General features: G+C 70.9%; 19 protein-coding genes. 6 read left to right on the top strand and 13 right to left on the bottom strand.

Annotated elements, in window-relative coordinates; translation table 11 throughout:
* Positions 1 to 57: 57 nt before the first annotated feature.
* The 5 genes from BIU89_RS16545 to BIU89_RS16565 are packed head-to-tail and all read right to left on the bottom strand — an operon-like array spanning position 58 to position 6,384.
* On the bottom strand, positions 58 to 1,356 hold the full coding sequence (locus BIU89_RS16545; RefSeq protein WP_071248438.1) for a lipopolysaccharide biosynthesis protein: 1,299 nt from the start codon (positions 1,354 to 1,356) through the stop codon (positions 58 to 60).
* 13 nt (positions 1,357 to 1,369) lie between these two features.
* Positions 1,370 to 2,494, bottom strand: a complete 1,125-nt coding sequence (locus BIU89_RS16550) for a glycosyltransferase (protein WP_071248441.1) — start codon at positions 2,492 to 2,494, stop codon at positions 1,370 to 1,372.
* Entirely contained in the window at positions 2,491 to 3,957 is a 1,467-nt protein-coding gene (locus tag BIU89_RS16555) for a sugar transferase (protein WP_254791680.1), read from the bottom strand. The genes BIU89_RS16550 and BIU89_RS16555 overlap by 4 nt, the downstream gene beginning before the upstream one ends.
* 13 nt (positions 3,958 to 3,970) lie before the next feature.
* Positions 3,971 to 4,918, bottom strand: coding sequence for a hypothetical protein (locus tag BIU89_RS16560; RefSeq protein WP_139179307.1), 948 nt, complete (start codon positions 4,916 to 4,918; stop codon positions 3,971 to 3,973).
* A gap of 14 nt (positions 4,919 to 4,932) precedes the next feature.
* Positions 4,933 to 6,384 (bottom strand): polysaccharide biosynthesis tyrosine autokinase, encoded by a 1,452-nt coding sequence (locus BIU89_RS16565; protein WP_071248450.1) that lies wholly within the window; start codon positions 6,382 to 6,384, stop codon positions 4,933 to 4,935.
* A 152-nt stretch (positions 6,385 to 6,536) separates the two neighbouring features.
* Between BIU89_RS16565 and BIU89_RS17875 the strand changes: the two genes are divergently transcribed.
* Both BIU89_RS17875 and BIU89_RS16575 read left to right on the top strand, forming a co-directional pair.
* Positions 6,537 to 7,259, top strand: a complete 723-nt coding sequence (locus tag BIU89_RS17875; protein WP_083404446.1) for a CPBP family glutamic-type intramembrane protease — start codon at positions 6,537 to 6,539, stop codon at positions 7,257 to 7,259.
* Between the two features lie 74 nt (positions 7,260 to 7,333).
* On the top strand, positions 7,334 to 8,617 hold the full coding sequence (locus tag BIU89_RS16575) for a PP2C family protein-serine/threonine phosphatase (RefSeq protein ID WP_083404447.1): 1,284 nt from the start codon (positions 7,334 to 7,336) through the stop codon (positions 8,615 to 8,617).
* 208 nt (positions 8,618 to 8,825) lie between these two features.
* Here the strand turns inward: BIU89_RS16575 and BIU89_RS16580 are convergent, their stop codons facing one another.
* The 6 genes from BIU89_RS16580 to BIU89_RS16605 all read right to left on the bottom strand — a co-directional run bounded on the left by BIU89_RS16580 (position 8,826) and on the right by BIU89_RS16605 (position 14,692).
* Positions 8,826 to 9,464: a TetR/AcrR family transcriptional regulator gene (locus BIU89_RS16580; RefSeq protein ID WP_071248456.1), complete on the bottom strand. Its 639-nt coding sequence runs from the start codon at positions 9,462 to 9,464 to the stop codon at positions 8,826 to 8,828.
* A gap of 72 nt (positions 9,465 to 9,536) precedes the next feature.
* The gene (locus BIU89_RS16585) at positions 9,537 to 10,208 is read right to left on the bottom strand and encodes a response regulator (RefSeq protein ID WP_071248459.1); all 672 of its coding nucleotides are present in this window, start codon (positions 10,206 to 10,208) and stop codon (positions 9,537 to 9,539) included.
* Complete coding sequence (locus BIU89_RS16590; protein WP_083404448.1) at positions 10,205 to 11,545, bottom strand: sensor histidine kinase; 1,341 nt, start codon at positions 11,543 to 11,545, stop codon at positions 10,205 to 10,207. Before BIU89_RS16590 ends, BIU89_RS16585 begins: the two co-directional genes overlap by 4 nt.
* A complete protein-coding gene (locus tag BIU89_RS16595; protein WP_071248462.1) occupies positions 11,532 to 12,506 on the bottom strand; it encodes a CPBP family intramembrane glutamic endopeptidase in 975 nt (324 codons plus the stop codon). Before BIU89_RS16595 ends, BIU89_RS16590 begins: the two co-directional genes overlap by 14 nt.
* 291 nt (positions 12,507 to 12,797) lie before the next feature.
* A complete protein-coding gene (locus BIU89_RS16600; protein WP_071248520.1) occupies positions 12,798 to 13,355 on the bottom strand; it encodes an arsenate reductase/protein-tyrosine-phosphatase family protein in 558 nt (185 codons plus the stop codon).
* A gap of 2 nt (positions 13,356 to 13,357) precedes the next feature.
* Positions 13,358 to 14,692: an adenylosuccinate synthase gene (locus BIU89_RS16605; RefSeq protein WP_017886319.1), complete on the bottom strand. Its 1,335-nt coding sequence runs from the start codon at positions 14,690 to 14,692 to the stop codon at positions 13,358 to 13,360.
* A 208-nt stretch (positions 14,693 to 14,900) separates the two neighbouring features.
* On the opposite strand from BIU89_RS16605, the gene BIU89_RS16610 reads away from it, so the two are divergent.
* Positions 14,901 to 15,074 (top strand): antitoxin, encoded by a 174-nt coding sequence (locus BIU89_RS16610; RefSeq protein ID WP_071248465.1) that lies wholly within the window; start codon positions 14,901 to 14,903, stop codon positions 15,072 to 15,074.
* A 104-nt stretch (positions 15,075 to 15,178) separates the two neighbouring features.
* On the opposite strand, the gene BIU89_RS18715 is transcribed toward BIU89_RS16610, so the two are convergent.
* Entirely contained in the window at positions 15,179 to 15,343 is a 165-nt protein-coding gene (locus BIU89_RS18715) for a hypothetical protein (protein WP_155896763.1), read from the bottom strand.
* Positions 15,344 to 15,486: 143 nt separating this feature from the next.
* Positions 15,487 to 18,981 carry a S8 family serine peptidase gene (locus tag BIU89_RS16615; protein ID WP_071248468.1) on the bottom strand — a complete coding sequence of 1,165 codons (3,495 nt, stop codon included), beginning with the start codon at positions 18,979 to 18,981 and terminating at the stop codon, positions 15,487 to 15,489.
* 308 nt (positions 18,982 to 19,289) lie between these two features.
* On the opposite strand from BIU89_RS16615, the gene BIU89_RS16620 reads away from it, so the two are divergent.
* From BIU89_RS16620 to BIU89_RS16630, 3 genes are read left to right on the top strand one after another with little or no spacing between them, the layout of a single operon-like run.
* On the top strand, positions 19,290 to 19,952 hold the full coding sequence (locus BIU89_RS16620) for a TetR/AcrR family transcriptional regulator (RefSeq protein WP_071248471.1): 663 nt from the start codon (positions 19,290 to 19,292) through the stop codon (positions 19,950 to 19,952).
* The gene (locus tag BIU89_RS18720; RefSeq protein WP_071248474.1) at positions 19,949 to 20,701 is read left to right on the top strand and encodes a hypothetical protein; all 753 of its coding nucleotides are present in this window, start codon (positions 19,949 to 19,951) and stop codon (positions 20,699 to 20,701) included. Before BIU89_RS16620 ends, BIU89_RS18720 begins: the two co-directional genes overlap by 4 nt.
* Positions 20,698 to 22,779, top strand: a complete 2,082-nt coding sequence (locus BIU89_RS16630) for a YhgE/Pip domain-containing protein (protein WP_071248477.1) — start codon at positions 20,698 to 20,700, stop codon at positions 22,777 to 22,779. Before BIU89_RS18720 ends, BIU89_RS16630 begins: the two co-directional genes overlap by 4 nt.
* Positions 22,780 to 22,832: the final 53 nt, after the last annotated feature.

Below are 22,832 nucleotides of genomic sequence, written 5' to 3' on the forward strand. Positions count from 1 at the left end.
TTCTGATCACGACAGCGGCTGCGTTGGCGGCGCACCAGCGTGATCGCTTTCGGGAGATCACCGAGATCGCAAGCGAGCGCGTATCGAGGTCCACAGCTCGCGGAGTTCGGCCGGATGCACCGAGTGGAAGTGCCGTACATCGACGTCGAGCCGCTTGTGTAGGAAGTACAGGTTCAAGGCCGCCGCGGTCCCGTTGCCGGCGAGAGTGGCGAGTGCCGCGCCGAGAGCTCCGAGCGGTGGTGCGAGCACGACGACCCCGATGCAGTTGACCGCCACCGCAACGATGAGGGCCACGCTGCGGCTCCCTGGCCTCCCACGGGCTCCGAGCGCAGTGCCGGCCACGACGCCTGGTGCGGTCAGAGCATAGGTGATGAGCATCACCCAAGCCGCTGGGATCGAAGCCTCGAAGCCAGTTCCGAAGAACGGGCCAACCCAGAGCGGCAGGCTCACGCCGACCACGACAGTGACCAGGAGCATGACGAGCAGCGTCAGCCGGGCGGTCTTCGCGAGCACCGCATCGTCGCGCTCGCGGGCGTCCTGCGTGAACATGATCGACGTGACGGTCGTCATCACGATGAGCGTGACGTCGCTGATGTTGACGGCGACCACGTAGAGCCCGAGCTCACGCTCGCCGGCCAAAGGGTTCAGCAAGATCTGGTCGAGCCGAGAAAGGAGAATGCCGGACAACGAGCCGATCCAGACACGCCACCCGTAGCCCAGCATCTGCCGTTGGGCGACAGACGATTCCGCTCGTGGGTGCCGGCCGAGCCGGAGGAACGCCAGCAAACCAATCAAGGGGGACAGCACCACGATCGCTGCTGCCGACGTCACGGTCAGCTCCCCGACGGCAGCCAGGATTGCGATCGGCGCGAGACGTGCCACCGCGCCGATGATCCGCTCGTTGCGGACCGCCGCCCAGTCTCCGTGTCCAGCCGCGGCTCCCCGAAGGGCAGCGATCAGGGCGGTGGGCAACAGAGCGACCCCGCTCGCCTGGATGAGCAGCGCCACATCGTCGTCACCGGCGGCGATGAAGGGAGCCGCGAAGAAGATGGCGATCGCGGCGACCACCGACATGACGGCGAGCAAAGGAACACTCCGCCAAACAAGGCCCGTCCCGCCCTTCCTGCGTGCCGTGAAGAACGTGATCGACTCCGGGATGCCGACCGTCGCCGCGATGGAAGCGAAGAGGAACGGAGCAGTAGCCGCAGCAAGCTCCCCTCGTTCGGACACGCCGAGCGCCTGGGCAAGGATCGGCGCGCTCGCGAAGGATGCGAGCGGGGCCATCAGGTTGCCGACGGCGTTCGCGCCCAGGTCGCGCAGCTTGCTGGTCGGTTTGGGGGCGTTCACGTCGCCCATTGACCGAGGCAAGCTACTTCTCCTTCACGAGGAGTTGCCGGAGCGCCGCCTCGTATCCCGCGGAGACGCTCCGCCAGGAGTAGCGAGCGCGGGCTCGTTCCGTGGCAAGTGCGCTCATGCGCTCCTGCTCCTCCGGATCGTGGAGGACCGTGGAGATGGCCGAGGCTATCCCGCTTGGCTCGGCCGCGACGAACGCGGTGTGGTCCGGGCCGAGGACCTCGCGGTTGTAGACGGTGTCCAGGGCGACGGTGGGGGCTCCCAGCGCCATCGCCTGCACCAGCGCTGGGTTGGTCCCTCCGACGCTGTGTCCGTGGAAGTAGACGCCCGCGTGCTCCCACAAAGCGTGGAGCAGATGGTCGTCGGAGAGGTGCCCCAGCCACCGGACCTTCTCGTTGCCATCGGCGAGTTGGCTGGCAAGCTGCTCCAACTCGCCACCGTACCCACTTGAACCGACGATCACGATGTCGTGCTCGCGAGCGAGGATCTTCGCTGCCCCGAGGAACTCTGCGATCGTGTTCTCCGGGACGAACCTGGCAACGACGAGGACGTACCCGCGGTGCCGCAGATCCAGAGGAACCTCGGCGCTCGCGTCGCGGTCGCCGCCGTAGGGGATGAACAGGCTCTCGCGTCCGAAGTTCTTCCGCCAGTACTCCCCGATCGCCTCGGCGTCCACCACGATCGTGTCAGCGAACTTCGCTGTCAGCCATGCTCCGGCCCGGAAGACCGCCCGAGCCAGCTTCCCCCACTTCGCGCGCTCCCACTCGATGCCGTCGACGTTGACGACCGTCCTGACTCCGCGCAGCCGGAGGAGCGGGAGCCAGAAGCCGTTGGCCACGTTCATGACGAGGGCAACATCGGTACCGCGCACGATCGCGTCCACCGACGAGGTGAAGCCGTACGTGAGCGTGCTCAAGGCCTTCGACTCGATCCCTCGAGTCTGCCGCACTGTGACACGAGGGTCTCGCGTCGGGTCGTCGTTCTGCGCGCCGTTCCTGCCGTAGACCGTCACGTCCCAACCTGCGTCCGCAAGGGAAGGGACCAGCCGTCTCACGGCGGTCTCGAACCCTCCGTAGTAACTCGGGTATCCGCGTGTGCCGATGACGGCGACCCTGGGTCGTCTCGGGTTCTTGCGGTTCAATATGCACCCTTGTTCGCAACGACAGCGCGGATCGTCTTCCAGAGGATCAGCAGGTCGCCGACCATCGACCAGTTCTCCACGTAGAACAGATCCAGCCGCACCGAGTCCTCCCATGACAGATCGGATCGACCGCTCACCTGCCACAGCCCCGTCATCCCCGGCTTCACCAGGAAGCGACGGTGGACATGGGTGTCGTAGCGGGCGACCTCCCGCGAGAGCGGCGGCCGGGGTCCGACGAGGGACATGCTGCCGGCCAGGACGTTGAACAGCTGCGGCACTTCGTCGAGGCTGTAGCGGCGCATGAACCTGCCGACCCGGGTGACCCGGGGGTCGTTCCGCATCTTGAACAGGACGTCGTTGCCCTCGGCCCGGTCGAGCGCACTGAGCTCCTGCAGGCGTTCCTCGGCATCGACGACCATCGAGCGGAACTTGATCATCCGGAAGGTGCTGCCGTTCAGCCCGACGCGCTCCTGCCGGAAGAAGACCGGACCGGTCGAGGTGGTCTTCACCAGCACCGCCAGCACGAGGAGCAGCGGCGACAGGACGACGACGAGCAGCCCCGCGCCGAGCAGGTCGAAGGCGCGCTTCGTGTAGAGCTTGCGCCCCGAGTACGTCGGTGTCTCGACGTGGATGAGCGGCAGGCCCTGCACCGGCCGGGTGTGGATGCGCGGGCCACCGATGTCGGTCAGGCTCGGCGCGACCACCAGGTGCTGCCGACCCGGCTCGAGCGACCAGCTGAGTTCCCGGACGCGCTTCGGCGGCAGGTCGTCGGAACTCGTGATCACGACGGTGTCGGCACCGGTCTCGCGCAGCGCGGAGCCGACGTCGTCGAAGCCGCCGTGGCTCTGGATGGTCGATCCGGCCAGCGGACCGCGGTGGTTCGTCGACACGACGGCGCCGACCACGCGGTAGCCGGCTTCGGGGGAACGCGCGAGTTCGCGGCCGATGTGCAGCACGCTGGCCGGCGACCCGACGAGCAGCACCGTCGCCGAGTAGGCGCCCTGCTGACGCTGGGCGACGAGCCACTGGCGCCAGATCCACCGGGACAACAGGAGGACGAGGATCCCGATCGGGAACGCGATGAGCACGTAGCCGCGGGCCAGGTCGACGTGCAGCAGGAACGCCGCGATCGCGAGCAGGCCGAACACGCGAACGCTGGAGTCCGCGACCAGGCGGTACTCGGTGCTGCCGACGCCGATCACCCGCGCGCCGCGGGTGTCGTACAGGGCGAGTGCGCTCATCCACACGACGATCACCACGATGGAGATCGCGGAGTAGCTCAGTCGCAGGTCGGCGGTGTTCGTGGCCAGGTTCGACTCGAGCCCGAGCCAGGCGATCTGCACGCCGAAGACGACCCAGATCAGGGCCAGCAGGTCGGTGAAGAGCACACGGCGTGAGTACGTGCGGCTCCACTCGTCGGTGGCTCCGAGGGCGCGTCGTGCGCGGAGCGCGTCCTCCGTCACGAGGACGACCCGGTCACCACGTCGCCCCACCGTCCGACGAGACCCGGACGGTCGTGCCGTCCCACAGCCACACGTCCTGGCCGGCGCGGTCGATGGTGACGGTGTTGTCCGTGTCCGCGCCGTCAGCGCAACCGACCGGCGTGACGGGGGTGCTCGGCGTCACCCCGGCGGCGGGCATCGTCACGAGCTGCACGCCGTCGCACGACGCGACCCCCACGCGGGCCAGCGTGTAGTCGCTGCCGTCGACGGCGATCGAGCGCACGCCGCCCATCGGCACGTCGACCCAGGCTTCCTCACCGGTGCGCCACTCGAGTTGGCCGTCGCAGATGACGACCGCGGTCTGCTGCCCCTGGAACGCCTCGATCGGGTCGGCGCACGGCGCCTGGACGGTCCCCTTCGAGAGCACCACGCCGTCGGCACTGATGCCGGCACCGGCTGCGCCGGGTGCCCCGGCTTGCCACGTCACGCCGGCGTCGGCGCTGGTCCGCGCCGTCGTTCTGCAGTCGTCGCCGACGCCTGCCAGGATCGAGAGCTCCGCACTGGAGGCCCGGATCGCCATGAGCGATCCGACATCCGTCCCGAGTCCCACCGGGACCCACGTCGCCCCGCCGTCCACGGAGTGTTCCAGCACCGGCCGCGGGCCGCCGCACGACCCACCGGACGCGCGCCACGCCTCCTGGCCGTCGACCGCTGCCAACAGGCGGCGACCCTGCTGCTTGGTCGACGCGGCGTCTGCGTCCGCAGACGCACTCGGCTTCGGTGTCTCGCTCGAATCCGGTGCCTGCGAGAAGGTCGGGATCGGACCTGCCGGTCCGTTCTGTTCGGGCGCGGTGCGGCCCAGGGCGAGTGTGACGAGCACCACGTCGACGACGATCAGCGCCACCACCACGACGGCCACCAGGATGAACGTGGTCCGGGGCAGTGCGCGGCCGAGGCTTCGGGTCCCCCGGCGATTCTTCATCTGATCGGCCCCGTTCAGCGTCCGGCGCGGCGGAGCACGCCCAGCTTCTTGCCGGCACGCTTCGGCGGGTGCGTCGACGTGGTCACGGTGTTGTCGTCCTCGTCGTGGCCGTAGCTGTAGCCGTAGCCGTAGCGGCCGTGGCCGTAGGCGCCCGGGCCCTTCAGCGGCATCTTCGTCAGGACGAAGCCGGAGACCGGGGCGCCGACGTTCTCGAGGGTGGCGACGGCCGCGGCGAGCTGGCCCTTCAGCGTCTGCCCCGAGGCGACCGCGACGATCGCGCCGGAGGCCTTCTTGGCCAGGATCGCCGCGTCGGTGACGGGCAGCAGCGGCGGGGCGTCGAACAGGACGTAGTCGAACTGCTGCTCGAGCAGGTCGATCAGGTCCTGCATCGCGCGCGAGCCGAGCAGCTCGGACGGGTTCGGCGGGATCTGACCGGCGGGCAGGACGACGAGCTTGCCGCGTCCCCACGGGTGGGCCACGTCCTCCAGGTCGGCGCGGCCGATCAGCACGTCGGTCAGACCGGCGTTGCTCTCGACGTCCATGTACTCGGCGACGCGGGGGCGGCGCAGGTCGGCGTCGATCAGGATGACGCGGAACCCGGCGCTGTCCAGGGCGATCGCCAGGTTCGCGACGGTGGTGCTCTTGCCCTCGGACTGCATCGACGACGTCATGACGAACGTGCGGGCACCGGTGCCGATGTCCAGGAACTGCAGGTTGGTGCGGAGCGTGCGGAACGACTCGGCGCGGGGGCTGCGCGGGTCCACCTGCACGATGAGCGGGCGCTCGGCGGCCTTGGCGTCGAAGGCGATCCCGCCGACGACCGGCTTGTCGCTGATCTTCTCGACGTCGAGCTCGGTGCGGATCCGGTTGTCCAGGGTCTGGCGCAGGACGGCGATGCCGACACCGAGGGCGAGCCCGACGAGCAGCCCGAGCGCGACGTTGACGGGGACGTTCGGGCTGACCGGCGTGCTCGGCACGTCGGCCTGCTTCACGCGGGTGAGCTTGACCGTGCTCTTGCCGCTCGCGTCCGTGGCCTCGATGTCCTGCACGACGTTGGTCAGGCTCTGCGAGGTCGCGTTCGCGATGTTCGCGGCCTGCACCGGATCGGTGCCCTCGACCGAGATGGCGATGAGGGTGGTGCTCGTCGGCGCCGTCGCCGACACCATGGTCGCGAGCTGGTCCGCGTTCATGTCGAGCTTGAGCGACGAGATGACCGGCAGCAGCACGATCGGTGTCGACACCAGGTTCGAGTACGTCAGCACCCGCTGCTGGGTGAACGTGTTGCCCTGGGCCAGGTCACTGGCGCTGCCGGACGTCTCCGTGGAGACGAAGACCTGCGCCGATGCCGAGTAGACCGGCTTCTTCAGCAGGGAGAACCCTGCGGCTGCGGCCACTCCCACCAGGGCGAGTACGACGATCAGCACCCATCCCTTGCGGAGCACCGTGATGTAGTCGCGGAGTTCCACGCCTTTGCCTTCCCCGATCATGGCCGTCCCCGTGGTCCCGACACAGGCACGCCGGGGTACTCCCAGCGCACGGCATACAAATAGTGCCACAGGAACGAGCACTGCTCGGGGGAAGTCGCCATCCGGCGCGCGGTGTCCTCTACGGTGGCCCCATGCGCTCCGAGCCGGCCCAGACCACCACCGAGCCCAGCGTGCGGCGACAGCGCGACCTCATCGTCATCCTGGTCGCACTCGGCGTCGCCGTGATCCTGACCCGGATCGTCGGACAGGTCACCCGGACTGGGGGCATCCCCTCGCCGGTCCTGCAGGTGCTCGCCGCGGACGCCGCCGTGTGGGTGCCGCTCGTCGTCGCTGCCGCCGTGGTGCTCCGGCGGACCCCGCGTTCGGCGATGGTGTCGCGGCTGCGGCTCGACCTGGGGATCGTGGTCTTCGCGATCGGCATCGTGATCGTGTGCCGCGCGGTGGACGTCTTCATGTCACTCGCGTTCACGGGGACGACCGGGCTGGTCCCGGCACCGACGCTCGGCACGCCCGACGTCGGGCTGCTGCTCGTGTCGGCGATCGGCATCGTCATCGTCAGCCCGGTGCTCGAAGAAGTGGTGTTCCGCGGGCTGTTCCAGCGCCGGCTCGCCGCCGAGCTCACGCCCCGCACCCGGTTCCTCGCGGTGCTGGTCACGGCGCTCCTGTTCGCGCTGCTGCACCTGCTGCTCGGTGCGGGTGGCACGTCGCTCGGCGGGTTCCAGGTGTTCGTGACGACGTTCCTGCTCGGCCTGCTCACCGGCACGCTCGTCGCGATGACCGACCGCATCGGCGGCGCGATCCTGGCGCACGTGCTGTTCAACGCGGTCGCGGTCGTCGCCACCTGGCCGCGCTGAGCGGCCAGGCCTGCGTCCCCAGATGGGGTCAGGGTCGGTCGCTCAGCAGCCCGGACCACTAACCTGCACTGAGCATGACTCGCCCAACCAGCATCGTCGACAACCCTCTCGTCCGTCAGGCTCCGATCAGCGGCCTGTTGGCGCTGTCGGCGTTCCTGAGCGTCGTGATGCCGACGCTGGCGATCACCCAGCACCACCTGTTCGTCGCGAGCGTGGTCGGCGTGGTGGTCGCGACGCTGATGAGCGCGATCCCCACGCTCGTGCGCAGCGCGGCCTGGGTGGTGCCGGTCCTGCTCACCGTCGACTTCCTGACGATCGCACTGCTGCGTACCGGGACGGGCTCCGGCTCCTCGCTGTTCACCGCGATCGTGGTGCTCCCGGTGGTCTGGTGGGCGTCGCTCGAGAACCGTCGCACCGTGCTCTTCGCGATCGCGGGCATCGTGCTCGTGATCCTCGCGCCCTACGTCCTGACCCCGTCCGACGCGCCCGGCGCGAGTGAACTCGTCCGCCTGGGCATCCTCGTCGGCGTGTTCGGCACCGTCGCCGTCGTCGTGCACGAGCTCTCCCGTCGCTCGCGCCTGAACCTGCGGTCGGCCGAGGCACGTGAGGGCAAGGTCCGCGCCGAGATCGACCGGGCAGCGGCGGTGCAGCGATCCCTGCTCCCGACGACGACCGGCCGCATCACCGAGGACGTCGTCGTCGCCGGTGCCTGCCTGCCGGCCCGGAGCGTCGGTGGCGACTTCTTCGACTGGTACCCGACGCCGACCGGGGTGGCGGTGAGCCTCGGTGACGTCATGGGCAAGGGCGTCGGCGCGGGGCTGATCGCGGCCGCGGTGCGCGCGACCCTGCGCAGCGCCCGGACCGTCGAGGACCCCGGCGAGGCGCTGAAGCGGGCCTCCGACGGGCTGACCGCCGAAGGTGTCGGACCCGACCTCGCCTTCACCACGCTGTTCCACGCCCGGATCTCCGACGACGGCAGCCTCCAGTGGGCCGACGCCGGGCACGGGCTGAGCTTCGTCCTGCGCGCCGACGGGCACGTCGACCGGCTCCGGTCGGGCGACATGCCGCTCGGGCTCGGCATCCGCGAGGAGTGGGCGACGACCCAGGGCGCCCTCGAACCGGGTGACCTGCTCGTCTCGTTCAGCGACGGCGTGCTCGACCTGTACGACGACCTCGACGACACGATCGAGTCCGTCGCCGCGATCGCCCGCGCCGGCCGCGACCCGCACGCGGTCGTCCTCGCGCTCTCGGCCCGCGCCGACGAGGTGCCGCACGACGACGACGTCACGGTGATCGCCATCCGCCGGCAGCCCGTCGAGGTGGACACGGAGCGACCGCTCGCGATGCACGCCGACTGACGGCGCGGAACGAACGCACGCCCACGGACGGCTCGGAACGAGCGCACGGCGACCGGCGGCGCTGAACGAACGCCGGCCTGCCGGGATTGGTACGCGCCGCCGCTCGAACCCGAATCGTGCGGCGACGCGTGCAGACGGTGAGCGTCTGCCCTCGGACGCCCTAGCGTCCTCGGTCTGTTGGGGGCGGCCCGACGGGCCACCCGGAGGGTCAACCGACCCGGTCGAGGTCCCAGAGGGGCGGCACGTACGCGCGGGACCAGCCCTCGCGCAGGCGCGTCACGGCACGGTCGAAGGCCTCGAGCAGGTCCATCTCCGGCCGCACCATGGACTGCAGCTGCAGTCCCTCGTAGGTCGCGAGCAGCTGCTCCGAACCGCGCGCCGGCTCCATCGTGCCCGGCTCCCGGCCGAGCAGGACGTCGCGCTCCAGGGCGTGCTGCACGAAGGCGTGGAACCGTCGCCACCGGACGTGCAGCATCGGTGCGAGCGGGTGCTCGGGCGACGCCGCGATGTTCAGCGTCGCCGTCAGGAACCGCATGAGCGACGGGTCGGCCACGTTCGCGGTCACGATCGCGCGCAGGAAACGGATGGTGCCGTGCTGCTCGGCCAGGGGCATGAGCGGGACGGTACGCTCCTCGTTCCACCGGTCGATGGTCGCGAGCAGCAGACCGTCCCAGCTCGGGAACGTCCGGGCGACGACCTCGGTGTCCACACCGGCCGCAGCCGCGACGACGTCGGGGGTCACCTCGTGCAGCGGACGGGAACGCAACGCCGTGATCATCCCGTGGATGACCTCACCCCGCAGGGAGGTGTCGTCGGAGGTGGTGACCGGCGGCGTTTCGATGTGCATGCATACACTGCACCAGCCCGGAGTGACCGTGCACAGTCCCCCGAACGGGAACGTGCGTTCCCCGGACAGGCCCTACGGCTGGTCCGGCACCGTCACGATCCGGTTCTGGTACGCCCACACCACGGCCTGCAGCCGCGATCGCACCCCGAGCTTCGGCAGCATCCGCGCCAGGTGCGACTTGACGGTCGACACCTCGAGCACGAGCGCAGCGGCGATCTCCTCGTTCGACATCCCCTGTGCCAGCAGGAGGAGCACCTCGCGCTCGCGGGCGGTCAGCACGCCGTCGGCCCGGTCGCCGGAGACCGGCTGCAGGCTCCGCCGTGACACGAACTCCCGCAGCACCCGCCGGGTCAGGGCCTGGTCGAGCGTGCCGTTGCCGGCGGCGACCTGTCGCACGGCGTCGACGATGGTGTCCGGCTCGGCGTCCTTGAGCAGGAACCCGGACGCACCGGCCTCGAGCGCCCCGAACACGTAGTCGTCCAGGTCGAACGTCGTCAGCATGAGCGCGGGGATCGCCGGGTCGGCGTCCGGAGCGCAGAAGATCCGGGCGAGTTCGATGCCGTTCATCACCGGCATCCGGATGTCCAGGCAGGCGACGTCGGGTCGTGTCTCGCGCGCCAGCGCGAGCGCCTCGCCGCCGTCGGCGGCCACGCCGACCACCTCGATGTCGGGCTCCGCGCCGAGGAGCGCGGACACCCCGGCGCGGACCAGGGGCTGGTCGTCCGCGACCAGCACGCGGATCACGCGACCACCCCGGTGCCGTCGGCGACCTGCGCGGGTGCGGCAGGTGCCTCCCGGCCGAGCGCCAGCTCCACCAGCCATCCGCCGGTCGCGGTCGGGCCGGTCTGGAGGCGCGCCCCGACCAGGTCCGCCCGCTCGCGCATCCCCCGCAGGCCGTTGCCGCCCGAGGGAGAGGTCCCCGCTGCCGGGACGGTGGCGGGTGCGTTCTCCACCCGGATCACCACCCGGGTCACGTCACGGTCGTCGATGGTGACGGTGCACGGGGCGGACGGGGCGTGCAGGGCGGCATTGGCGAGTGCCTCCTGGACGGTGCGGTAGGCGGCGAGCTGCGCGAGCGGGCCGACACCGTCGGCCAGCGGGCGGTCACCCGGCAGCACGTCGAGCCGGACGTCACTGCGGAACCGCGCGCGTTCGGCCAGGTCGACGATGCCGGCGACCGTCTCGACGGCGCGCTCGGCGGGGGCGTCGTCGCGGAGCAGGCCGACCAGGCGGCGGAGGTCCTCGAGCACGGCGGTGCTCTGCTCCCGGACCTGGCGGGCACCCTCGTGGGCACGCTCCGGGTCCGCGTCGATCTGCCGGTCGATGACGGCGGCCATCAGCGCGATGCCGGACAGGTGGTGCGCGGCGATGTCGTGGAGCTCACGGGCCATCGCGGCGCGTTCGCGGGACACCGCGGCGTCGACCAGGGCGTCCTGCTCACGGTTCACGGCGCTGGCCTCGGCGGTGCGGGCGACGCGGACCTCGCGGCGGGACTGCACCAGCAGGGTGACCAGCAGGGGCAGGCCGACGGCACCGATCGCCTGCAGCACGCCCTGCCCGAGCGAGCCGGCCAGGCCCGTCGAGAAGTCACCGCGGAACGCACCACCGGCGACGGCGGACAGCACCGCGCTGCCGGCGGCGACGAGCGCCCCGGCGACCAGGAGCGTCGGCCACAGGCGGGCCAGCGGGACACGGAGTGCGGCGAGGACGACGGCGACGACCACGGGCAGTGCGGTGAGGCCGAACACGTCGAACGACTCCGGGGCGAGCGCCGCGACCACCACCGGCAGGGCGGCGACCACGATCAGCACGGTGCGCGGTGCCCGACGGGCGGCGAGCAGGGCGGCCGACTGGGCCAGCAGGCCGAGGGCCAGGACGCTCCAGGCCAGGGTGAACGGTGCGGGCGCCCGCAGCGCCAGGGCGGCACCGTCGGGCTCGAGGGCGTCCAGGGGCGGCAGGCCGAGCAGCAGCCCGAGGGCGACGACGGCCGTGCCGAGGGCGACGAAGACGTCGACGCGGCGGGCGCGCTGTGCTGCCGGCTCGGCCGGTGCGCGCAGCGCGTCGTGCTCAGCGGGTGCCATCGTTGGATCCTACGAGGCGGGCGGGGGTGGGGACCGGTGCGTCGAGGGGCAGGGCGCGTCGGGCGGGGTCGTAGCCCAGGCGGCCACGGGTCGCGACGAGGAGCACCGCGGCGGCGATCGTCGACATGATGGTCAGGCCGATCATCAGCGTGCCGGCGGTCATGCTCGGGTACATCTCGGGGAAGAGCGTCGAGATCGTGTTGTTCACGCCGACGTGCAGCAGCAGGGCCAGGGGCAGGCTCTCGCGGGTCTTGTTGAAGACCTGGATCATCACGACGTTGAAGGTGATGGTGAACAGGGCGAACACGACGGGCTCGCTCCAGTGCGCGTTCGGCCAGCCGCCCCAGTCGCTGAAGTACAGCGGCATGTGCCAGAGCGCCCAGATCGGGCCGAGGATCGCGGCGGCGCCCAGGCCCCCGAAGCGGTGCTGCAGGCGGGGCAGGGCGAAGTCGCGCCAGCCGGGCTCCTCGCTCAGGCCGGTCGAGAACAGCTGGATGACCAGTCCGGGCACGAGCATGGCGAAGGCCAGGGCCGAGGGGGCCCGCACGTCACCACCGGCGAACGGCAGCGCGGACACGACGATCAGGGCCGGCACGACGACGAGCGCCAGCGCGTACCAGTACCAGGCGACCCGCCAGCGGAACAGCCGTCCGACCCAGCGCCGGAGCCCCGCGCGACCGTCGGCGACCGCGGTGACGATGAACGCGCTGCCCAGCGGGCCGAGGAGCGCCCCGGGCAGGACGCCCGTGAACTGAGCGCTGCCCAGGACCTCGGGGAAGTGGATGTCCCACACGCCCATGCCGTGCGGCGACAGGATGTACGGCACCCAAGCGAGCCAGCTCAGGCCGAGTGCCATGGTGAAGAAGGACACGAGCGGGTGCCGGGCGATGAGGCCGCGGACACCCCCTCGGTCGCGGGCTGCGGTGCCGGCGGCGGGCCGGACTTCGGTGGTGTTCGTCATGTACACGACGCTAGGAACCAGCGCGCTCGGGGACGACCGGCTTCGGGATGCACCTGCGGGAGTTCCATCGAAGGATGCAAGAGCCGCGGGGGCCCTGGTTTCGCCTGGGGGATGAACACGCCGTCGTCATCGCTCGACGCCCTGTCGTGCTCGAGACGCCGCGGTATTCGGAGGCGTCTCATGCGCTCGGCGGCGTCGGGGGAAGACACCGGCGTCCCGAGCGGCGCACTCGCGCCCGGACGGACGCCAGGCCCGGTGCCAGCTGACACCGGGCCGCCTGTCCGTCAGTGGTCAGACCACGGCGCGCAACGCGTCCGCGATGCCCGTCAGCGCCACGTCGAGCTCGTCGGCGACGCGCTGGTGGGTCGCCGTCGAGCGACGGTAGGGGTCGTCCACGTCGTCGTCGGCCGGGTCGGCGGGCGGCGGGACGGTGCCGCGCAGCCGGGCGACGCGTTCCACGAGCTGCTGCGGGGTCGTCACGTCGGCCAGGTCACCGGGCTCGAGGCCGGCGAGCACCCGCGCGAACTGCTTGATCGTGAAGGTCCGCTTGGACGCCCGGGGTGCCAGGGAGACGGCGGCTGCACGGTGCGATCGCTCGGCGGTCAGCACCAGGTCGGCGCGCTCGACGATCTCGGCCGTCAGGTACCGCGACCGGTGGGCCGAGGGGTCGCCGCCGAGCCGGACGGACTGCTCGGCCGCGGCGGCGTCCATCGGGGCACCGTCGTCGGCGATCGTGCCGGCCGACTCGACCACGAACGCCGGAGCGTCCGGGCCGAGCCGTGCCGTCAGGACCTGCGCGCCGAGCGGGGACCGGCAGATGTTGCCGCTGCAGACGAACAGGATCCGCATCGTCACGCTGCGTCGGTGCGTTCGCCGGCGCGCTGGTCGGCACGCTCGTCGTCGCCGAGCAGGTCGTGCCGCACGACGATGGCGTCACGGCCGGGGCCGACACCGATCGCGGAGATCCGTGCGCCGGACATCGCCTCGATCGCCAGGACGTAGTCCTGTGCGTTCTTCGGCAGGTCGTCGAAGGTGCGGGCTCCGGTGATGTCCTCGGTCCAGCCGGGGAACTCCTGGTACACCGGCTTCGCGTGGTGGAAGTCGGACTGGTTGACCGGGACCTCGTCGACACGGACGCCGTCGACCTCGTACGCGACGCACACCGGGATCGTCTCGAGCCCGGTCAGGACGTCGAGCTTGGTGAGCACGAAGTCGGTCACGCCGTTGATGCGTGCCGTGTAGCGGGCGATCGGGGCGTCGTACCAGCCACAGCGGCGCGGGCGGCCGGTGGTGGTGCCGAACTCGAAGCCGTTGGCGCGCAGGAACTCGCCCGACTCGTCGAACAGCTCGGTCGGGAACGGACCGGCGCCGACGCGGGTCGTGTACGCCTTGACGATGCCGATGATCCGCTCGAGCTTGCCCGGGCCGATGCCGGAACCGGTCGCGGCGCCACCGGCGGTCGCGGACGACGAGGTGACGAACGGGTAGGTGCCGTGGTCGACGTCGAGCATCGTGGCCTGGCCGGCTTCGAACAGGACGGTCTCGCCACGCTCCAGGGCACGGTGGATCTCGAGGGCGGTGTCGGCGACCATCGGGCGCAGGCGCTCGGCGAACGAGAGCAGCGACTCGACGACTTCTTCGGGGTCGATCGCGCGGCGGTTGAAGACCTTGACGAGCAGGTGGTTCTTCTGGTCCAGCGCTGCCTCGACCTTCTGGCGCAGGATGTTCTCGTCGAAGATGTCCTGGATCCGGATGCCGACGCGGTTGATCTTGTCGGCGTAGGTCGGGCCGATGCCGCGACCGGTGGTGCCGATCTGGCGCTTGCCCAGGAACCGCTCGGTCACCTTGTCGACGGTGCGGTGGTAGTGCGTGATGACGTGGGCGTTGGCCGACACGAGCAGCTTCGAGACGTCGACGCCGCGAGCGCGCAGGGCGTCGAGCTCCTGGAACAGCACCTCGAGGTCGACGACGACGCCGTTGCCGATGATCGGGGTCACGCCGGGCGTCAGGATGCCGGAGGGCAGCAGGTGCAGCGCGTACTTCTCGCCGCCGACGACGACGGTGTGGCCGGCGTTGTTGCCGCCGTTGAACTTCACGACGTAGTCGATGCGGGAGCCGAGGAGGTCGGTGGCCTTCCCCTTGCCCTCGTCGCCCCACTGGGCGCCGATGATGACTGCTGCGGGCATCTGGTTCTCCTCACGTTGGCGGAGGACCGCACACGGCCGTCCGGGCCGGTGGTCCACCCGAGTCTATCGGCTGGTCACCTGCGCGTCACCCGCCGTGACGCCCTGTGGACGGTGGGCCCCTTGTCCACATCCGGCGCACCTGGGTGTCCGTCCGGATCGGTCGGAGCACGGTCGGACCCGTCCAGATCCACCAGGGAAGGAGCACGACATGAGCGGCATCGGAGACAAGGCGAAGGACTTCGCCGACAGCGACAAGGGCGAGAAGGCCACGGACGCCGGCCTCGACAAGGCGGGTGACGCGGCCGACAAGGCGACCGGCGGCGGGCACGGCGACCAGATCGGCAAGGCCGAGGACGCGGCCGACGGCAAGATCGGCAAGTGACGTCCGAGACGCCACCGACGTACAGACGGGAGGCGCGGTGCCAGCTGGCACCGCGCCTCCCGTCTGTCGGTCGGTGCATCCCGGATCACCCGGCCGACCCCGGATCAGCTCCGGAAGAAGTCCTGGTACGACGGGTCACCGACGGGCTGGGAGTGCCCGGGCTCGGCCAGGCGCTGCTCGATCATGGCCTGGATGACGTCCGGCGGAGTGAGTCCACGACGGCGCCACTCGACCGGGTTGGACCGGAGCTGGTTCAGCGTGTTCTGCATGGGAGCAACACTGGCACCACGTAACTAGTTTGTCTAACTACCTGTCCTGTACACGCACCGGCGAGACGTGACTCCTGCACGAACAAGAGGTGCCGAGCCCGATCCGGGCCCGGCACCTCCTGGTCACCGTGTCGAACGGCGGATCAGCGCGCCACCTTGGCGGTCGGCGTCGACGTCGCCGTGCCGTCCTGGTAGCCCGTCGCCTTCGCGACGACCGTCACCGAGATCCGGTGCCCCGCGTCCGCGGAGCCGAGCGTGTACGACGAACCCGTGGCGTTCGTCACGGCCTTGCCGTCGCGCAGCCACCGGTACGAGTAGGTGACGCCCGTGCCGTCCCACTTGCCGTGGCCCGCCTTGAGCTTCGACCCGACCTTCGGCGTGCCGGCGATCGACACCCCGCTGCCCTTCTGGAGCTGCAGGGTCGGAGCCACCCAGGTCGCGGCGACACTCTGTGCCTGGCTGCCGACCGCGTTGCCGAGGTGGAGCAGCAGGACCCGGGCACTCGCGACACCGGGCGACCGGGTGACCTGGAGCGAGCCCCGGTCGGCGAAGACGACACCCGTCGACGAGCCCTGTGCGAAGGCCAGGGGCGGCTTCGCCGGGTTGAAGGCCACCGCGGTGGTCTCGTCCACGATCGACGAACCGCTCGTGGCCGCGGCCGGAGCGTAGGCCGACTCGGTCAGGACCGAGTACGTGAACGTCGACGTCGCACCGATCAGCGCGGCATCCACCGTCAGCACCTTCACCGTGCTGTCGAAGGTGTTGACGTCCTGGCCGGGCGCACCGCCGTTGAGGGGCTGCGCGTCCACGGTCTTGCCGGTCGCGAGGTCCACCGTCGTGGCGAGGGTGGCGTCGATGGTCGCCGACTTCGCGTCGTAGACCAGGTAGTCCGGCTCACCGTCGCGGTCCGTGTCGATCAGCACCTCGACGTTGGTCACGGCGCCGGGGTTGGCGTCGGGTCCCGCGGTCTGGATGCCGAACGCCAGCGTGCCGGAGGCCTTGTCGAAGCTCGCCCCGTAGGCCCGGACGTCCGCTGCACGGAGCGACTGTGACGCCGAACCCTCCGCGAACGTCTCCTGGGGGTCCGTCCCGCCGAGCACGAACGGCGCGACCGCCGCGTGGTACCCCGTCGTCGCCGTCCCCTGGTCGACCACCCGGCCACGAAGCGGCAGGTCGGCGGTCTTCTGGGAGCCGGTGTACGTGATGCCCGCGCCGCGGACGGAGCTCACGGGCTTCGGCGCGACGTACGTGCCGACCCGCAGCGGATCGGTCGTGGTGTCGGTCGGGGTGAAGGTGACGAGCCCGGTGGCCGCCGCGACGAACTCGCGCTGGTACCCCTTCTGGACCGACTCCTGGGTGGGGTCGATGACCCGGCGGAGGGCCGTCGGGTCGGCGATCGTGAACGTCAGGTCCACGACGGCACCCCGGCCCGGCTGGACCGTGACGCGCTTGGTGCTGAGCGAGAACGCCACACCCGGCTGGGACACCCGAGGCTGGTAGGCCACGTCGTAGGTGTGCGCGGTCGAGCTGGTGTTCTCGACGAGCAGGGACCGGGTCTCGGTGGTCTTCTCGGCGACCTCCACGACACCGAACGAGGCGGTGACGAGCTGGCCGTTCTCGACGCTGCGGACCGTGGTGTCCGCCGTGACGGCCTGCAGCGCGTCGACGCGGCCGGCGCCCTGGCGGAGCAGGGTCGCGGTGCCGTCGCCGTCCTTGACGTCGTGCGTCGCCGTGTTCATCAGCGCCGCCTTCACCTGCGGGGCGGACCAGGTCGGGTGCGACTGGAACGTCAGCGCCGCGATGCCCGCGACGTCCGGCGTGGCCATCGAGGTGCCGCTCATCGACATGCGGCCGTCACCGGTGCCGTTGGCCGCCGAGATCACGTTGACCCCGGGGCCGGCGATGTCCGGCTTGACGATGTCGGCGAACGACCCGTGCACGCCACGGCTGGTGAACGACGCGAGCGTGTTCACGGCGTCCGCCTCGATGGCGACCTCGAACCCCTTGAGCTCGTCCGCGAAGCGCACGTGCAGGGTCCCCGCCTTCGCGGTGGCCTGGAGGCTCGCCACGCTCTTCGCGGTCAGCTCGGCACCCGGGATGGTCGCGTTGCCACCGATGCCGGATTCGAACGTGTCGAGCGTGCCCGCCAGCAGGACACCGACGCCGCCGGCAGCCTCGACGTTGTTGAAGCGCACGGCGGAACCGCACTCGAGCGCGGCGTCCGTCCACTTCAGCCAGACGACCTTGCCCGCGATCTCCGCGGCGTCAGCGGGGCTGAACGCTGCGCAGCCGTCGATGTTCGTGGTCGGGACGACGACGTCGCCCTCGACGGGCAGGGTGCCCTTGAAGTTGGACGAGTACTGCGAGCGGTAGGTCTTCGCGACGTCGGCCGGCGCGGTGACCTGGACGCCGTCGTAGAGCGACTGGCCGGTGGCGCTCGCGGCGACGGTGAGCGCACCCTCGGCGTTGCCCGGCGAACCACCGATGTCGGTGAAGTCGTCGGCGTTGCCCGAGGCGATCACGGGGAGCACGCCGCGAGCGGTCAGTGCGTCGATCTTGGCGTTGTCGGGGTCGTCCGGTGCGCCGTAGTCGGAGCCGAGCGACAGGTTCAGGACGTTGATGTCCTTGCCCTGGGTGAGCGCCTGGCCCACCCAGTCGAGCGCGGCACCGGTGACGTCGGTCGAGCCACCGTTGTCGCCGAAGACCTTCAGGGCGTACAGGCCGGCCTCGGGCGCGGTGCCCGGGCCGATCCACATGTCCTGCACCTGCTGCGTCGTGAGCTTGGTGTAGTCGCCGTCGAACCGCTGCTTGTCGGCGGTCAGGCCGTAGCCGGCGATCGACCCGGACACGTGGGTGCCGTGGTCGCCGCCCTTGCCGTCGATCGGGTTGTCGTCGGGAGCCGGCACCGGGTCGTAGGTGTTCGGGTCCGTCGGGTCGGCGTTGTAGGTCGCACCGGCGAAGTCGTACCCGCCGAGGAACTTCGACGCGTCGTACAGGCTGGGGTCCGGGGCGCCGCCGCTCGCGTTGGCCAGGGCCTGCTGGTACGCCTCGGTGGTGCCGGGGCCGCCGAAGTCGGCCTGCGTGTAGTCGAGACCGGTGTCGAGGACGGCGACGTTGACGTCCTTGCCGGTGTGGCCGGTCTGCTGCCAGGCGTCGAGCGAGCGCGTGTAGACGTCGCTCGCGGCGTTCTTCGGCGTGACGCCGTCAGCACCGGGGCGCACCAGGCTCGGGTCGACGCCCGAGGGAGCGGCGTCGGCGTTCTCGTTGACCGTCGGCTCGACGATCTTCTTCGGCGTGAGCGGGATGATGCTCTCGACGTCGGAGCGCTCCGCGATCTGCCGGAACGCGTCGACGTCGGCGACGACCGCGACTCCCGGGACGGTGTACTCGGTCGAGTAGAGCTCGGCCGCCTGGGCGTCGGCGCGCTTGACGGCCGACCGCACCGCGGCGACGGTCGACTGGATCGCCTCGACGCGGTTCTTGGCTGCGGAGGACTGGGTCCGCGACTTCGTCAGGTCCCCGCCCTTCGCCTTGGCGTCCACTTCGAGGGCACCCTGGCCGGTGGTGCGCACGAACGCGGCGACGGTCTTCGTCGGCTTGGCGTCACGGAGCGGGGCGGAGAGCTTGAGGTCGGCCACCGAGATCCCGGCCGGAGCTGCGGAGGCCGCGCCCCCGACTGCGAGACCGCCACACGCGAGTGCCGCGACGGCGATGCCGGCGGTCAGGACGCGGGTGAAGCGATGGGGTGTTGGGTTCGGGTCGGGAATCGGTGTTGCACGGTTCAAAGAGGGCACTCCAGGCTCAGTCCGTGGTTCGCATGAGATTCCTGTGAAGCTATGCGTTCGTTCTCAGGCTGGACAGTCCGCTCTTTGGGGGACTCCCCCTCGTCCGGGGGACGGAACCTGTTAAGTTGCACACCTGTGTGCACGTTATTACGATGGGGTGTGTGACCACCACCGAGCAGCCCTCCCGCGCGCCCCGCCGCGACGCCACGGAGAACCGGGCAGCCCTCCTCGACGCGGCGAAGACCTGCCTGCAGCAGGACCCGGATGCCTCGATCGAGACGATCGCCGCCTCCGCCGGCCTCTCGCGTCGTGCGGTGTACGGACACTTCCCCTCGCGCGACGACCTGGTGCGCGAGGTCGTGACCGCCGGCGCCGCCCGGATCGCCGCCGCCATGCCCACCACCTCGGACCTGCAGGAGCTCCCGCCGGCTGCACGCCTCGCCGCCATCGCCGTGACGCTCTGGAGCGAGGTGTCGCACGTCCGCTCGATGGCCCGGGTCGCCGTGCGCAGCCCCTTCGCCGAACCCGTCGCCGAGGTGTTCGCCCCGTTGCGCTCGCAGGTGCGCCAGGCGTGCGCGCTCGGGATCGCCGACGGCGCCATGCGGGACGACGTCGACCCCGAGACCCTCGGCCGTCTGGTCGAGGGTGCGTGCATCGCCGTCCTCGACGAGGCCACCCATTCCGGCACGAGCGACGAGGACGGACGGCGCATGGTGGTGGTGTCCGCGCTGGGCATGGCCGGCATCGACTGGCGCACCGCGCTGCTCTCCGAACCCGCTGCTCCCGCTCCCGCCCCCGCCTCTGCCCCGAAGGACCACGCATGACGCTCGAACTCGACCACGTCAGCATCGGCGAGGAGCCCGGCGCACCCCTGCCCGTCGTCTCCGCCGTCGCCGCCCCCGGACGCCCGGGGGTCCTCGCCGTCGAGACCGAGCAGGCACCCGTGCTCGCGTCACTCGTCGCCGGTGGCCGCATGCAGCCCGACTCCGGCCGCCTGCTGCTCGACGGCCACGAGGACCCGGCAGCCGTCCGGCGCGCGTTCGCCCTGGTCGACACCCCCGGGGTCGCCGAGCCCTTCCCCGTCATGACCCTCAAGCAGATCGTGCGCGAGGAGCTCGCGTTCGCCGGGCAGCGCCCGAACCGCGAGCACGTCGACACCGTGCTCGACGAGCTCGGACTGCGGGACTACGTCGACACCGCCGTGCAGCGGGTGCCGACCGCCGTGCGCATCCGACTGCTCGTCGAACTCGCCCTGCTCCGCGACGGTGTGACCGGCATCGTGATCACCTCGCCCGAGCGGCACGGCGGCGCCGTCGAGGACTGGTTCCAGGTGGTCCGCGACGTCGCACGACGGGGCGTGACCGTGGTCCTCGTGACCTCGAAGGCCGCCGCCACGACCGTCGAGCACCTGCTCGACACGATCGACACGCACGACGACGTCGCGACGCACATGACGCCCCAGACCGAGGACCCCGAGGACGTGGCCCGAACCGACGGAACCGAGCCGGGCCTCCCGGCCGCTCCTTCCGTCACCGAAGCATCCGCAACCGTCCCGACGGAGGCACAGAAGTGACCACCACCTCGCTCGTCCGCGCAGAACTCGCGCGGCTCACCGCGACCCCGCTCGCACGCCTGGCGTTCATCGCGCTGATGATCGTGCCGCTGCTGTACGGCGGCGCCTACCTGTGGGCGAACCGCGACCCCTACGCGAAGCTCGACCAGATCCCCGCCGCGATCGTGAACCTCGACGCCGGCGCCACGCTGGACGGCGAGCACGTCGACTACGGCAAGGACGTCACGAAGGAGGCCATCGACGGCGCCGACTTCAAGTGGACGAAGACGAGCGCCGCCGATGCCCGCTCCGGCGTCCGGAACGGCACCTACGACTTCGTCGTCACCATCCCGCACGACTTCTCCGAGCACCTGGTGTCCGCGCAGTCCGACGACCCGACGCAGGCGAAGCTCGTCATGACGACGGCCGACACGAACTCGTACCTGGCCTCGACCATCGCCGAGCAGGCGGGCAAGACCATGCGCACCGCCGTCGCCGAGCGCGTCGGCAAGCAGGCGGCGAAGACCCTGCTCGTCGGGCTCGCCGACGTGCGGGACAACCTCGGCGACGCCGTCGACGGGGCCGATGAACTCGCGTCCGGAACCGCCAAGGCGGACTCGGGCGCACACCAGCTCGCCGACGGCACCGGCAAGCTGTCGTCCGGCGCGGCGGAGCTCGCGTCCGGCACGGCCGACCTGCCGTCGCAGACCCAGCAGCTGAACAGCGGGGCGCAGCAGGTGGCGTCGGGGGCGTCGACCCTGGCGTCCGGGCTGGCCAGCGCGCAGCAGCAGACGGCGGCGCTGCCGTCGCAGACGCAGCAGTTGAACAGCGGGGCGCAGCAGGTCGCGGCCGGCAACAAGCAGCTCGCCGACACGGTCGACTCGTACAGCGCCGACGTCGATTCGCTCCGCCCCCTCGACGCCGAGACCGTGATCTCGGGCATCACCGACAACCTGCCCGAGGGTGTCGAGCTCACCGAGGAACAGCAGGCTGCCCTGCAGTCGACCGTCACCGACGCCGTCGCCCGGGTCAACACCGCCGGTGCCTCCGCGAAGAGCACCTACGAAACGACGAAGTCCTCGGTGGACAAGCTCCGTGACGGCTCCGCACAGGTCGCGGCCGGCACGTCGTCGCTCGCCTCCGCGGCGCCGACGCTCGCGTCCGGCATCTCCTCGGCGGCGAACGGGGCATCCACGCTCGCATCGGGGGCCGCCCAGGTGGCGGACGGCACGTCGAAGCTGGCCTCGGCCGCTCCGACGCTGTCATCCGGTGCGTCGCAGCTCGCGACCGGTGCGAAGACCGCCGACCAGGGCGCGTCATCACTCGCGTCGGGGCTGGACGAGCTCACGACCGGGTCGTCGAAGCTCGCGTCGTCGCTCGACGAGGGCCGCACGAAGATCCCGGCGTCGAACGCCTCGGAGCGTGAGTCGCAGGCCTCGGTCATCTCCGACCCGGTCAAGGTCGGGGACGACAACGTCGCCGCCGCGTCGAACTACGGTGCCGGTCTCGCGCCGTTCTTCATCTCGCTCGCGGCCTGGATCGGCATGTACGCGCTGTTCCTCATCCTCAAGCCGATCTCCAAGCGTGCGATCACGGCGGTGCGGAAGCCCCTCGCGGTGGTGTTCGGCGGCTGGCTGACCCCGGCGCTCCTCGGCCTGGTGCAGATGGTGGCGCTGTTCTTCATCGTGCGCTTCGCCCTCGACCTGAACGTCGTGCACGTCGGCGGCACGATCGGGATCATGGTGCTGGCCTCGGCGACCTTCGCGGCGATCATCATGGCGCTCAACGTGCTGCTCGGATCGGTCGGGCAGTTCCTCGGCCTGGTGCTCATGCTCGTGCAGCTCGTCACCGCCGGTGGCACGTTCCCGTGGCAGACGCTGCCGGGGCCGTTGGCGGCGCTGCACTTCGCGTTGCCGATGACGTACTCGGTCGACGCGATCCGGCAGACGATGTACGGCGGGAACCTCGGCGCCGCGTGGTCCGACGCGGGCGTGCTGCTCTGCTGGCTGCTCGGGGCGCTCCTGGTGTCCTTCGTGGTCACGGCGCGGCAGACCCGTTCCCGCACGCTGCGCGACCTGCGCCCGAGCCTGATCGGGTAGCGGGCGCGGGGGCGCGGGCGCGGGCGCGGCACGCTTCGTGAGCAGAAGAGGTC

The sequence above is a fragment of the Curtobacterium sp. MCBA15_005 genome, assembly GCF_001864855.1.
GTDB lineage: Bacteria > Actinomycetota > Actinomycetes > Actinomycetales > Microbacteriaceae > Curtobacterium > Curtobacterium flaccumfaciens.